Raw genomic sequence first — 14,883 nt, 5'->3', positions numbered from 1 at the left:
TGCCACGCGGCGTCATCGGCGGTGCTCAGTTCGCACCGAGAACCTCGTACCAGGCGCCGAGCTGCGGGTCGGACGCGAGGTCGACGAAGTCGACGACGGCGCCCTCCGAGCGCCACCGCTCCACGAGCGACATCAGCCGCACCGAGTCGAGCCCGAGATCGAGCAGGTTCGACTCCTCGGTGAGTTCGTCGGTGGGAAGTTCGAGCATGGCGGCCAGGTCGGTGCGCATCCGGTCTCGGGTCAGGGTCGAGCTCATGGTGATGCCTTTCGAAGTGGAGGGGGTTGTCCGACGGTGTCGTGGTCAGACGACGACGGAGGGTTCGTCGGCGGCGGGCGTGGCGACCGCTCGCCGCAGCGTGCCGAGCACCACCAGCAGGACCAGCGCGACGCCGCACAGCGCCGCGCTGTACGCGACGATCGCCGTCGAGGGTGCGACGAGGCCGCCGACCGCGCCCGCGACGAGGGCGCCGACGGACACCCCCGCGACCTCCTGCGCAGCCCACAGGCCGTTCACCCGACCGAGCATGTGTCCGGGCGTGTGGGTCTGGATCAGCGAGTAGCGCAGCACTTCCTGGACGGATGTGATCGCGCCCGCGACGACCAGCAGGAGTGCCGCGACGATCAGTGCACCGGCGAAGCCGACGACGGCCTGCGCGGCGAAGCCCGCGGCCAGTGCCAGCAGCAGCACGAGGCCGGGACGGGTGAGCCTGCCGAGCCAGCCACTGGTGACGGTTGCGACGACGGCGCCGACGGCGGTCGCGGCGTACAGCACCCCGGCGGCGCGGGAGTCGTTGCCGAATCGCTCGTCGACGAAGCCGGGCACGAGTACGAGGAGTCCGCTGCCGAGCATGGCGACGACGCCGGCGATCATCACGCCGCCGATCACGCGGTGACCGAGGATGAAGGCAGGCACGGAATCCTGCTCGGCGGGAGCCTGTCCCGGGTCGCCCGGCGCGGTCTCGGCATGTGTGGGCGCCGGCAGGGGTGGGAGTCCGGCGAGCAGGGCGATGGTGATCGCGGTACCGATCGCGGCGACCCAGTAGTTCCAGGACACCGAGAACGCGGCGATGACGACGCCACCGAGTGCCGGGGAGACGACCGCACCGGCGCGGGCGCTGAGCACGTTGAGCGCGCCGACACCGACCAGCTGTTCCTTCGGCACGAGTGTCGGCACGACCGCGAACAACGCGGCGATGCTGATGGATCCGATCAGACCGTTGAGCAACGACAGCACCAGGATCGCCACCCACGACGGGTCGGCGAGCATCGCGTTGACGGCGAGCCCGACGAAGGTGAGACCGGACACGGTGCGCGCGAACAGGATCAGCTTCTTGCGGTCGTAGCGGTCGGCGAGGGTGCCGCCGATCAGCATGCCGCCCATGGACGCGGCGCCTTCCACGGCGGCGACCAGACCGACCAGGAAGGACGACCCGGTGAGGGCGTACATCTGGATCGGCACACCCACCATCAGCAATCCGATACCGAAGATCGAGATGGTGCGGGCGATGAACACCCGCCGGAACGCCGCGCTCTCGCGCAGCGGCCGCACGTCGAGGAAGACGCCACTGTCGGTCATGGTCAGCCCGCGTTGCTCTTGGAGACGGCGTCGGTGATGAGCGGCATCACCTGGTCGGTCGCCCATGCGAGGGAGATCGCCGAGGGGAACCCGATCGCGTTCGGCAGACCCGTGTTCCGGGCGAGGGACACGACGGCGCCCTTCTGTACTGCGGGCAGCGCGTTCCACGCCTCGAACTTCGTCAGGTAGCCCAGGTCGCCGGTCGGCGACACGACGAACTCGACGTCGGCGTTCATCTCGCTGATGTTCTCGTAGGACAGGATGCCGCGGCCGTCGGCATCGACGGGGAGCGCGGTCGCGTACGGGCTGAGGACGAGTCCGAGCGAGGTGAGGAACTGCCCGATGCCGCGCTCGTCGGACGCGAGCACCGACAGCTGACCGCCGGTGTCACCGATGATCGCGTTGTAGGTCTTGCCCGCAATGGTCGGATTGGCGTCCTTGGCGGCCTGCAGGTTCGACTCGGCCTCCGAGATCACCTCCTCCGCCTTCTCCGGAATTCCGAGCGCAGCAGCCACCTTGCGGGTCGAGTCCTGCCACGGCTCACCGTTGGCCTTGGTGTCGAAGTGCACGACCGGGACCTGCGAGTTCAGCTGGTCGAAGGTGGACTGGTCGAGACCCCAGAAGCCGGTGGAGACGATGACGTCGGGCTCGAGCACGGCGATCTTCTCGGCGATGGAGTCGGCACCCGTGTCCATGTCGAGGGTTTCGACGGCGGTGGTGTCACCCAGCGCGTCCTGCTGCCACGGCCAGATGCCGGTGCCACCGGTGGCGGCGCGGTTCTGGGCGTCCACGGGGAAGGCGACCGGGGTGACGCCGAGGGACAACAGAATGTCGGCGTCCTGCGGCGAGAGCGGGACGGCGCGGGTGGGGGCCGCCTCGATCGTCGAGTCGCCGAACTTGCCGGACACCGTCACCGGGAACTGTCCGGCGTCGGCGACGACGGAGGTACCGGACGTGGTGTCGGCGGAGTCGGAGTCCGAGCCGCACGCGGCCACACCCAACAGCACCGTGGCGGCGGCGACGGCGGCGCCGAGCCGCCTGGTCCAACGAGCGTTCATCTGTTCCCCTTCGTGCGGTCTGTTGTTCGTCGTGCGGTTCTCGTGTGTCATGACCGGATTCCGGTCTCGTCAATCACTGCGGCAAGCTCGCCGATCGACCCGGTCGCGAACACGTGCGCGGCATCGATATCGACGCCCGACGCCCGCAGCCTGCTCAACAGGGCCATCACTCCGATGCTGTCGCAGCCCAACTCGAACAGGTCGTCGTCGACGCCCACCCGGTCCAGGCCGAACTGATCGGCGACGGCCCCGCACAGCAGGGCCTCCGTCGCGGTGGTCGGTGCCCGGTACTCCCCCGCCGCGCGGATCTGCGGTCGGGGCAGGGCAGCCCGGTCGAGTTTTCCGTTCGGCAGCGTCGGCAACGCGTCCAGGACGACGACCGCCGCCGGAACCATGTAGTCGGGCAGCACCGTCCGCAGGCGACGACGCAGCGCGTCGGTGTCGAGGGGACGCACCGCATCCGTCTCCAGCGTGCCTCCGGCCGGCACGACGTACGCAACCAGTTGGACAACGCCTCTGTCGCTGCGCGGCTGCACGACGGCATCCGCGACCTCGGTGTCGGCGAGCAGTGCCGCCGCGACCTCCGCCGGCTCGATCCGATGACCGCGGACCTTCACCTGGTCGTCGGAGCGGCCCCGGTACTGGATCCGGCCGTCCCTGTTCCAGCGGGCGCGGTCACCGGTGCGGTACATGCGGGCGCCCGGCGCACCGAACGGGTCGGCGACGAAACGTTCTGCGGTCCGGCCGGATTCGCCGCCGTAGCCACGCGCGAGCCCGTCCCCGGCGAGGTACAGCTCGCCTTCGACACCGACGGGCGCCGGTCGCATCCACTCGTCGAGGACGAATGCGCGGGTGTTCCCGACCGGGCGACCGGTCACGGGTGCCTCGCTGTCGGAGGTGCGAGCGACGAGCGCGTCGACAGTGCTCTCGCTCGGGCCGTACAGGTTGTACGAGTCGGTTCCGGGCAGGTCCCGCAGGCGCTGCCACAGCGGCGGTGCGACGGCCTCGCCGCCGAACCCGAGCGACGCGGGCACCCGCTCGCCGTCGAGGAGACCGGCGTCGATCAACTGCACCAGGTGCGACGGCGTGACCTCGACGAAGTCCCATTCCTGGGTCTGCGCCTGCAGCACCGTCTTGCGCGGATCACGCTGGACCTCCTCGTCCACCAAGCACAGGGCGTGCCCGTCGAGCAGCCACAGCTGCGGCTGCCAGGACGCGTCGAATGCGAACGACCAGGCGTGACCGACCCGGAGACGGGCCCTGCCCGAGCGCTGCTGAGTGGGCCGATACAGATCGGCGCGGTGACTGTGGAACAGCGTGACCAGGCCGCGGTGCACGGCGACGACTGCCTTGGGCACGCCGGTCGATCCGGAGGTGTGCACCACGTACGCGGGATGCTCCGGGCGCAGCGGCACGATCCGATCCCGGTCTCCGACGGGAGCCGTGCTCTGGCCCGCGAGCCGCGCCGTGATCACCGGGTCGTCGAGCGCCACGACCGCGGCAGCTCCCGAGGGAAGCCGGTCGGTGAGTTCGCGAGTCGTCACGACCACTGTCGGCGCCGTCGTCTCCAGGGCCGCGGCGGTCCGTGCCGCGGGTGCCTGCGGGTCGCACGCGATGTACGCGCCGCCCGCGGTCAGCACCGCCAGGATGGCCGTGATCGCGTCCGCGGTCCGCGGAAGCATCAGCGCCACCGGCACTTCCGGCCCGACACCCTCCTCGATCAGCAGGCGGGCCAGCCTGGTGACCCGTTCCGCGAGTTCGCCGAACGTCCATTCCACGGGGCCGGCGATCAGCGCCGGCTCGTGGCGATGCCGCTGCGCCGCGTCGGCGAACAGCGCCGCGACGGTGGTGTCCGGGACGTCGATCGGATTGACGTTCCACCGCCGGGTCAGGTCGATGCGGTCCGCGGCGGGGATCGCGTCGAGAGCGGACAGCCGGAGATCGGCCGCGCCGGTGGCGATGCCCCGCAGGACCGTCGTCAGGCCGGCCGCGAGACGCTCGACAGTCTCGTGATCGAACAGGTCGGAGCTGTACTCGATCATCCCGACGACCGTGTCCGTGCCCGCGTACTCGACGAAGTCGAAGGACAGGTCGAACTTCGCGGTGGTCGGTGCGATCGGCTCGGGCGTCAGACCGGCCGCTCCCCCGAAGCCGTCGGACGGACTCGGTTCGGTCAGGTACACCACCATCGTCTGGAAGAGCGGATGCACCGAGCGGGACCGGGCTCCCGCCCCGAGAACCGCGTCCACGACCTGCTCGAACGGCAGGTCCCGGTTCTCGAAGGCGGCCAGGTCGGTGTCACGGACCCGCTGCAACAGTTCGGCGACGGTGGGGTCTCCGGACAGGTCGGTGCGCAGCACGAGGGTGTTGAGGAAGAACCCGACGAGATCCTCGAGCGCGCGTTCCCCGCGACCGGACACCGGGGTGCCGATCGGAATGTCCACGCCGGCACCGGACTTGTGCAGCAGGACCGCCACCGCCGCCTGCACCACCATGAACATGCTGGTTCCGCTGGTGCGGGCGACCTCACGCAGCCCGGCGACCACGTCGGCGTCGAGCGCCAGGTACACGGCTCCGCCGCGGTAGCTGAACCGTGCGGGGCGGGTGCGGTCGGTGGGCAGCGACAGTTCCTCGGGCAGTCCGCCGAGCGTGTCGCGCCAGAAGTCGGCCTGCCGTGCGGCGAGGCTTCCGGAATCGGATGCGTCGCCGAGCAGTTCCCGCTGCCACAGGGTGAAGTCCGCGTACTGGACCGGCAGTGGTTCCCACTGCGGGGCACTGCCTGCCTGGCGCTGGGCGTAGGCGCCCAGGAGGTCGGTCAGCAGGGCCCGGGTGGACCATTCGTCGGTGGCGATGTGGTGGATCACGAGCACGACGACGGTGTCCTCGTCTGCCTCGAGGACGGTGACACGGACAGGTGCCTCGGCCGACAGGTCGAAGCCGTGAGCGGCTGCCTCTGCAGCGGCCGCGGTCACGTCCTCGGGTCGCACCGTGCGACGGTCGAGGTTCACTTCCACTGCGTCGGCGGGCAGGATCACCTGCTGCGGTGCTCCGTCCACCTCGGGGAACACGGTGCGCAGCGCCTCGTGACGGACCATCAGGTCCCGCACCGATTCCGCGAGCGCGACGACGTCGACGGAGCCGTTCACGCGCCAGGAGATCGGGACGTTGTACGCGCCGCCGTCGGCACCGAGTCGGTCCAGGATCCACATGCGCTGCTGCGCGAAGGACAGGGGCAACGTGTCCGGGCGAGCAGCGGGAACGAGTTCGGGCCGACCGGTGTCCTGCGCACGCTGCGCGATCGGCGCGAGCTGCGCCACGGTTGGAGCCTCGAAAACTGCGCGCACCGCGACGTCGACACCGAGGTCGGCCCGCAGAGCGTTCACGAGGCGGATCGCGGTGAGCGAATGCCCACCGAGGGCGAAGAAGTCGTCGTCGATGCCGACGGACTCCACGCCGAGCGCCTCGGCGAAGGCCGCGCACATCCGGGCCTCGAACTCGTCCCGCGGGGCCCTCGACTCCGCCTGCGAACCGAAGTCGGGCTGCGGCAACGCCTTGCGGTCCAGTTTGCCGTTGAAGTTGACGGGGACCGAGTCGATCGGCATGACGATCGCGGGAATCAGGTGATCCGGGACCACACCCGAGAGCGCGGACCGTACCGTCGCCGGCTCGATGTCGCCGGCCGCGTCGGACTCCGCGACGACGTAGCCGACGAGGACCGGTTCGCCCTCCGCGTTCCGGGCCACCGACGCGACGGCGCGGGCCACCGAGGGCAACCCCTCCAACGCGGTCTCGACCTCACCGAGTTCGATCCGCAGGCCGCGGATCTTGACCTGGTCGTCGATGCGCCCGAGGAACTCCAGCGCGAGACTGCTGTCCCAGCGCACGAGGTCGCCCGTCCGGTACAGCCGCGCGCCCGGTGCACCGTGGGGATCGGCGACGAATCGACCGGCGGTCAGCGCGGGCTTGCCGAGGTAGCCGTCGGCCACCTGCACACCACCGAGGTACAGCTCACCCGACACCCCGGCAGGCACCGGACGCATCCGGGAATCGAGAACGTAGAGCGCCACATTGGTGCCGGGTCCACCGATGGGGGTGGCACCGGTGCGCTCGGCCGCGTCGACCTCCAGGTCGGACGCGAGGGTCACCTCGACGGCCGCCTCCGTGGGTCCGTACAGGTTGTCGAGCGCGGCCCCGGGAACGGCGGCGGCGAATCGGGCGGCGGTCCGGAACTGCAGCGCCTCGCCCGAGCACACCACCCGGCGCAGGGCCGGGAGATCGATCCCGGGTAGGCCGAGCATCTCCTCGAGCATCGACGGCACGAAGTGCGCGATGGTCACCCCGCCGTCGCGGAGCAGGGAGAGGACGGCGTCGGGATCGCGGTGGTCGTCCGGGCCGGCGACCACGACGGCAGCACCGTTGACGTTCGGCCAGAACAGTTCCCACACCGACACGTCGAAGGTCGCGGGCGTCTTGAGCGCCACCCGATCCGCGGTGGTCACCGGGATCCGGTCCTGCACCCAGTTCAGCCGGTTCACGACAGCGCGGTGCGCGACCACCACGCCCTTCGGGTTTCCCGTGGAACCGGAGGTGTAGATGACGTAGATCGGGTGCGCGGGCGTGAGTGCCTCGCGGCGATCGGCGTCGGTCACCGGCTCCGACGACAGCCCGGCGAGACGCTCACGGACCGCGGCCGCGTCCAGGTCGGTGCGCGGTGCCGTGTCCGGGAGCGCCGTCGCGGAGGTGGACAGCACCCGGACCGGCTTCGCGTCGGCGAACAGGTACTCGATGCGCGCGGCGGGCAGCCCGGTGTCGATCGGCAGGTAGGCCGCGCCGGACTTGACGACGGCATGGATCGCGACGAGCTGGTCCACCGACCGCGGCACCGCGACCGCGACGAGGTCGCCGGGGCCTGCGCCGTCGGCGATCAGCATGCGCGCCAGCGCGTTCGAGCGGCCGTCGAGGTCGGCGGACGTCAGGGTGTCGGTACCGGCCACCACAGCGAGGGCCGACGGGTCGAGGGCGGCGCGCCGCGCGAGCATCTCCGCGACGGTGACGTCGTCGTACTCCGCAACCGGCCCGACGCCGACGGTCAGCTGACGCGAGCGTTCCTCGTCGTCGAGGAGTGCGAGGTCACCGAGCCGGACCGACGGATCGGCCGCGACCGCGGCGGCGACGCGCAGCAGTGCCGCGAGGACGGTCTCCACCGCCTCGTGGTCGAACAGGTCGGCGGCGTACTCGGCGACGACGGTGACGTCCCCGGTGTCCGGGGCCTCCACGAAGGTGACATTCAGGTCGAACTTCGCGCGAATGTTGGTCAGCTGCTCCCAGCGGGTGGAGACGCCGAGCAGGTCGGGCAGCACCGCGGGGCGCTGCAGGTAGCTGACCATCACCTGGAACAGCGGGTTGCGGCCCTCGACGCGAACCGGCGCCAGCTCCTCGACGAGACGCTGGAAGGGCACGTCCTGGTTGGACATCGCCGCGAGGTCCGCCTCGCGGACGCGGTCCACGAGATCGCCGAACGCCGGATCGCCGGACAGGTCGGTGCGCAGGACCACGGTGCCGACGAAGAACCCGACGAGGTCGTCGAGGGCGCTGTCGGACCGGCCCGAGACCGGGCTGCCGATCACCACGTCGTCGCCGGCGCCGAGCCGCGACAGCACCGCCGCGGTGACGGCGTGCAGCGCCATGAACATGGTGCCGCCGTGGGCGTCGGCCACCTGACGCAGTCCGCGGGCGACGTCGGCGTCGATGACGGCCTGCGCGTTGCCCGCGCGGTAGGTCGGGGCGACCGGCCTCGGCCTGGTGGTGGGCAGCGGCATCTCCTCGGGCAGGCCCGCGAGTGCGCCGCGCCAGTGGTCGAGCTGCCCCTCGATTCCGTTCTCGCCCAGTACGTCCCGCTGCCAGAGTGCATAGTCGGCGTACTGCACCGGAAGCGGCGCCCAGTCCGGCTCGGCGCCGGCGAGCCGGGACAGGTAGGCACGGGTCAGGTCGCCGAGCAGCGGCGCATCGGACCACTCGTCGGTCGCAATGTGGTGCAACACCACCACGACGACGTGCCGATCGGGGGACTCCCGGATCAGGCTGACGCGCAACGGCACGTCGGTGCGCAGGTCGAAGTTCGCGGTCAACCGCTCGATCACCCGCGTCTCCGTGGACTCCGGGTCGCTGTCGACGACCTCGAGTTCACCGCCCGCGGGCAGGATCACCTGGTAGGCGTCACCGTCGGCGGATTCGACCACCGTGCGCAGGCTCTCGTGCCTGGTGGTGACGTCACGAACCGCCGCAGCGAGCGCAATGACGTCGACCGGCCCGTCGAGGCGCGCGACATGTGCGTAGTGGTAGCCGAGACTGTCCTCGGACATTTCCGCGAGCAGCCACAGCCGCTCCTGCGCGGCGGACAGCGGGATGCAGTCTGGCCGCGGACCCGCGACGATGGGCGGCAGCGCGCTCGCCGCGGCAGGCAGCAGGCGCGCGAGTTCGGCCGGGGTCCGGGCGTCGAACAGGTCCCGGATGGTCAGCTGGACGTCGAACTCCGCACGAATCCGGCTGACGACCCGCATGGCGATCATCGAATGGCCGCCGAGTTCGAAGAAGTCGTCGTCGGCGCCGACACTCTCGAGTCCGAGCAGGTCCGCGAACAGGTCGCACAGCACCCGCTCGGCCTCGGTGGCCGGCTCACGGCTGCCCGCGGTCGCGCGCATCTCGGGTGCCGGCAGTGCCTTCACGTCCAGCTTGCCGTTCACCGTCATCGGGATCGCGTCGATGACCTGCAGGCTCGACGGCACCATGTAGTCGGGAAGCTGCGCCCGCAGGTGGTCGAGCACCGCGGCGACGGCGTCGTCACCGGCGCCGTCGGCCGGAACCAGGTACGCGGCAAGGCGTTTCATGCCCGGCACCAGGGGATCGTCGACCGCGACGACGGCGGCCGACGCGGAGGCGGGATGCGCCTCGATGACGGACTCGATCTCGTGCAGCTCGACGCGGTAGCCGCGGATCTTCACCTGGTCGTCGATGCGGCCGAGGTAGTCGATGATCCCGTCCACGGAGTCCTCGGCCACGCCCGGACGGCGACGGACGAAGTCGCCGGTGCGGTACATCCGCGTCCCCGGCTCGAACGGGTTCGCGACGAAGCGATCGGCGGTGATGTCGACCCGGCCGAGGTAGCCCCGGGCCAGTCCGGCGCCCGCGATGTAGAGCTCACCTGCGACACCGTCGACGACGGGTCGCAGCCACGGGTCGAGGATGTGGCCGCGGGTCGCCCGGATCGGGGTGCCGACGGTGGGAGTGTCGCTGTCGTCGGTGCCCGCACCGAGGGTGTTGATGGTGTACTCGGTGGGCCCGTACAGGTTGTAGCCGAGCGTTCCATCGGTGTCCCGCAGCCGGTTCCACACCGAATCCGGGACGGCTTCGCCGCCGAGGAGCACCAGTGGCGGACGGTGTGCGACGGTGCCGTCGGGGCGGGTGCCCTCGTCGAGCAGGCCCTCCGAGATCAACGCGGTGGCGTAGGTGGGGGTGACGTTGACGACGTCGATGCCCGCCCGGTCGCAGTACTGCACCAGCGCCTGCGCATCACGCCGCAGGTCCTCGTCGCAGATGTGCACCTCGTGGCCCTCGACGAGCCAGAGCAGTTCCTCCCACGACATGTCGAACGCGAACGACACCGTGTGTGCCACCCGCATCCGGCGGCCGGTCTCACCGGCGACCACCGGATCGAAGATCTCGTCCTGGTGGTTGCGCTGCATGTTGGTCAGGCCGCGGTAGGGCGTGACGACGCCCTTCGGCTTGCCCGTCGACCCTGATGTGTAGATGACGTACGCCGGGTGGTCGAGCCGATGCGGGGTGCCGGGCGCGAAGCCGCCCAGTTCGGTGGCGGTGAGCGGCGAGCCGTCCCGGTCGCGCTTCTCGTCGAGCCGGACAGACCGCTGCGGGTCGAGGCCCAGTCGGGTTTCCACGGCGGTGGTGGTCACGGCGAGCACGGGCAGTGCGTCCGCCAGGATCACCTTGAGGCGCTCGTCGGGCTGGTCGAGTTCCAGCGGCAGGTAGGCGGCACCGACGCGCAGCACCGCGAACAGCGCGACGACCATGTCCACGGTGCGCGGAAGGCCCAGCGCGACCACGGTTTCCGGACCCGCACCGCACTCGATCAGATGCCGCGCGAGCCCTTCGACGCGGGCGGCGAGTTCCCCGTAGGTGACGCGCTCGGCCTCGAAGACGAGCGCGATCTCGTCGGGGATCTCCGCCGACTTGGCGATGAGCATCTCGGCGATGGTCGCGTCCTCGACGACCGGGAGCGGCTGCGCCCACTGCTCGCGAGCGGCGGCGAGCTCTGCCACGTTCAGCGCCGGCACCTGGCCGACCAGGCGGTCGGCGTCGTGGGCGACGGTCGCGAGCAGGTCCACGAACCGGTCGTGCAGGCCGTGGGCGCGGCCCGCCGCGACGAGGTCGGCGCGGTAGTCGATCTTGACGTGGAGCGTCTCGCCCGGCGAGACGACGACGGCGAGCGGGTAGTGCGTGTGGTCGAGGCTGTCCTCGCCGACGATGTCGTGCTTCGCGGACTGCGCCTCCATCTCGGCGGCGTTCTTGAAGTTCTGCAGCACGAACAGGGTGTCGAAGAGCTGAGCGTGGCCGGTGGCACGCTGGATCTCACCGAGGCCGAGGTACTCGTGCTCCATGCGCTCGACGTACTCGTTCTGCATCCGGCGCAGCAGCGCGCCGACCGTCTCGGTCGGGTCGAGGGTCACCCGGACCGGCACGGTGTTGAGGAACATGCCGAGAACCCGGTCGAGGCCGACGATCTCGGTGGGCCGTCCGGCCACGGTCGAGCCGAACACCACGTCGGTGCGGCCGGATTCGGCGGACAGCAGCAGACCCATGACCGCGTTCATCAGCGCGTTCAGCGTGACGCCGCTGGTCCGCGCCCGTTCGCGCAGCGCGGAGGTGAGTTCGGCGTCGATGTTCGACTCGATGCGGGTCGGGACGACGGGGACGCCACCCTTGTTCGGGCCGGCGACGAGGGTGGGGGTGTCGAAGCCCGCGTAGGCGTCGCGCCAGGCCGAGGCCGCGGCCTCGGGGTCTCGGTCGGCGAGCCAGGTCAGGTAGTCGGTGAAGCCGGCCTCCGGCGCGGCGACCGGTTCACCGGCGTAGCGGGCGAGCAGCTGGTCGACGAACAACGCGCCGGACCAGCCGTCCCACAGGATGAACTCACGGTTCACGACGAGCCGGTCCACACCGTCGCCGAGGTGCAGCAACAGCATCCGCCACAGGGGCGGGGAGGTGAGGTCGAAGGGCTTGGCGCGATCTGCTGCCATCAGCTCCTGCGCCCGCGCCTCCTGACCGTCGGCGGGCAGGCCAGAGAGGTCGACCTCGGTGAACGGGACCTCGATGCCGCTGCCGATGAACTGCACCGGGTCCGCCAGTCCGTCGTTGGTGAAACCGGCACGGACCGTGGGGTTCTCGTGGAGCAGTGCCGCCGCCGCTGCTCGCAGTCGGGCGATGTCGACGCGGTGCCCGAAGTCGAGGGAGAACTGCGCGGTGTAGATGTCGCGGGCGTCGTCGAACACGGACTGGAAGAACAGTCCACGCTGCAACGGGGACAGCGGCCAGATGTCCTCGACCACCACCGGCGCGACGGCCTCGACGCGGTCGATCTCCTCCTGGGTCAGCTCGATGTGCCGCAGGTCGGACGGAGTCAGCCGCGCCGATCCGGAGGCGCTGCCCGCGAGCTCCACGAGCTCGGCCAGCGACTGTCGCCACAGCACCGCGAGCTCGGCGAGAGCCTCGTCGCCGAGTCCGTGGTCGGACTCGAACCGAACGGTGGCCCCGCCGTTGTCGTCGGAGTCGACACAGACGTCGAGAGCGCGGCGTCCGATGCGGTCGCCTCCTGCGCGCACGGACACCTGCGGGGCAGGAAGCGCAGCGAGGGCGGGACCGGCCTGCACGTTCGCGTACCGCAGCATCGGGAAGCCGATGCTGCCCGCGGACCGGATTCGCTCCTTCGCGGACCGCAGCGCGGAGAGCGCGTCGTCGCCCAGCATCAGCCGGGCGGGCGCCGACCAGCCGAGCGGTCCCACGGTGCGATCGGTTTCGCCGTCCTCGCGACCGTCGCGCCACAGGTCGACGAGGAGTTCGCCTGCGGCGTCACCGTTTCCGCGCCACCGGGAGACGGCGAGTGCGGTTACGGCGGCCCACACGTCGCCGGCGTCGCCCTTGACGAGCGCGGGGACGGCGGTGCTCGCATCGGTGTACTCGCGCGATGACAGCACCACCTCGACCCCGGCGGCGGGGCCGGACTGGTCCGTGGGCGCGACCAGCTCTGCGCCGGGCGCCAGCACCGACATCCACGTCACCAGTTCGGCTAGACGGGCGGGCTGTGCGGCCTCCGCCGTGAACCGCTGCGCGTGCGTCTTGAGGGAGACGGGCACCGCAGGCAGAGCGACGACGCGACCACGACGAACACCTCGCAACGCGGTGGCGAAGTCCTCGGCGACCACGGCCCAGGACCGTTCGTCGACGAGCCCCGCAGGCGCGAGCAGGGTCAATTCCCCCGAGTCTCCGCCTGTCCACACGACACTCAGCGGGCGACCCGCTGCGATGTCTGGCGACACCCCGGTCGTCTGGGCCGGGTCCGTGACGTCCACGCCCGGTTCGAGCACGTGGACCAGAGACGCCGCGTCCACCGTCTCGGCCACGGTGAGGAGCCACAGGATCGGCGCGGGCGCGGTCAGGGTGGCGCGCAACGCGTGGTGGTGGGTGACGAGGGCGTCGACGGCGGCGGCGAGCTGGTCCCGCGTGAGGCCCTCGGGTGCGGGGATCCGCAGGCTGCGGAGGGTGGCGTCGACCGGGAGCTGCGCGTCGCGGCGCGCGGCGAGCGCGGGCGGCACGGCGAGCGGGCCGGTGCCGTCCTCGTCGTGGACGCGGTCCGGGTCGGCGACGGTCGGGGCGGCCGCGGGCAGGGCCCACACGGCCGTGTCGGTGTCGGCAAGGAAGGCGTCGACGAATTCGGCCAGGTCGTCGGCGATCTCGAGGCAGCGGTCCGCATTGCCCGGGTGGCTGCGGAGCCCGATCTCGATCGGCTGCCACGCCTTGTGCAGCAGCACGATGAACTCGAGTTCACCGACCGGGCCGGAGGCGAGCATGTGTGCGTCGGACTCCCGGCCGATCTGAACCCGGGACGTCGACGCCGGCATGACGTTGATGCCGACGGCCGGCGGCCGCCAGTTCGGATCCCGCGCCGTGAGTTCCTGGCCGATCGCCTCGCCTCGGTACCTGCCGTGCTTGAGCAGGGCCCACATCTTCTTGTCGGCGGCACTCGCGACGTCGGCGACGCGAGCATCGGGTCCGACGTCGAAACGTATGGGCAGCACACTCGCGACCATGCCGGGCGTGGTTCGCAGTTCGCGGGTGCCGCGGGCGGTCGTGGGCAACGCGAGCACCATGTCCGAGGTGTCGGTGGCCCGGGCGACGTAGGCACTCAGGAGACCGATCACGATCATCGGCAGCCGCAGTCCGTGTTCCTTGCCGTACGCATCGAGACGTGCCCGCCGCTCGGCGTCGATGGTCACGGTCGTGTGGATGACACCGGGCGCGGGCGGGTGGTCGACCGGGATGAGCCGAGGCACGGAGGGCAGGTCGGCGAGTTCGGTGAGCCAGTGCTCCCGGTCGACGGCGATCTGATCGCCACCGGTGTACTCCAGGTCGGCGTCGACGAACCGGGCGAGGGACCATTCCTTCGCCATGTCCGGAGCGGTGCCGTCGACGTACGCCCGCATCACCTTGTTCAGAACCAGCGAGAACCCGTAGCCGTCGTTGACGATGTGGTGGTACTGCTGGTAGATCCGCATCTGCTCGTCCCCGACGCGGTGGACCGCGAACTCGACCAGCAGATCGGTGGCGAGGTCGACACGGGTGCTCATGCGCTCCCGCATCCACGCGAGGGAGGCCGCCTCGGGATCGGCTTCGCCGCGGAAGTCGAGGACGGGGATCTCGTAGTCGCGCCCGGCCCGGGGCGTCTGCACGAGTTCACCGTCTGCATCGACGTCGAAGTTCACGTGCAGGGTCTCGGCCTGGTCGAGGACAGATTTGCACGCCGCCACGACGCGGTCGAAGTCGACGTCACCGAGGGTCTCGGTGTACATGCCGGTGTTGTAGAGGTGACCGACCGGGTCGAGCTGATGACCGAAGTAGATGCTGCGCTGGGCAGCGGTCACCGGGAACGCCAACTGCACTGTCTTCCACTCCACCGTCTCGGCC

Annotated in this window: 4 protein-coding genes; all 4 read right to left on the bottom strand. The window is 70.8% G+C overall.

Annotation, left to right across the window (positions count from 1 at the left end; translation table 11 throughout):
• Positions 1-25: 25 nt before the first annotated feature.
• Genes ACFSJG_RS04055 through ACFSJG_RS04040 form a run of 4 tightly spaced genes read right to left on the bottom strand, consistent with a single transcriptional unit; the run spans position 26 to position 14,858 of the window.
• Positions 26-256 carry a phosphopantetheine-binding protein gene (locus ACFSJG_RS04055; protein WP_378483924.1) on the bottom strand — a complete coding sequence of 77 codons (231 nt, stop codon included), beginning with the start codon at positions 254-256 and terminating at the stop codon, positions 26-28.
• A gap of 45 nt (positions 257-301) precedes the next feature.
• On the bottom strand, positions 302-1,576 hold the full coding sequence (gene entS, locus ACFSJG_RS04050) for an enterobactin transporter EntS (RefSeq protein ID WP_378483923.1): 1,275 nt from the start codon (positions 1,574-1,576) through the stop codon (positions 302-304).
• 2 nt (positions 1,577-1,578) lie between these two features.
• The gene (locus tag ACFSJG_RS04045) at positions 1,579-2,634 is read right to left on the bottom strand and encodes an ABC transporter substrate-binding protein (RefSeq protein ID WP_378483922.1); all 1,056 of its coding nucleotides are present in this window, start codon (positions 2,632-2,634) and stop codon (positions 1,579-1,581) included.
• Between the two features lie 47 nt (positions 2,635-2,681).
• On the bottom strand, positions 2,682-14,858 hold the full coding sequence (locus ACFSJG_RS04040) for an amino acid adenylation domain-containing protein (protein WP_417716588.1): 12,177 nt from the start codon (positions 14,856-14,858) through the stop codon (positions 2,682-2,684).
• Positions 14,859-14,883 lie beyond the last annotated feature (25 nt).

Origin of the sequence: Rhodococcus gannanensis (assembly GCF_042681175.1) — a bacterium.
GTDB lineage: Bacteria > Actinomycetota > Actinomycetes > Mycobacteriales > Mycobacteriaceae > Rhodococcus_G > Rhodococcus_G gannanensis.
The sequence above is the reverse complement of the archived record's forward strand: the minus strand, read 5'-3'. Positions and strand labels throughout refer to the sequence as shown.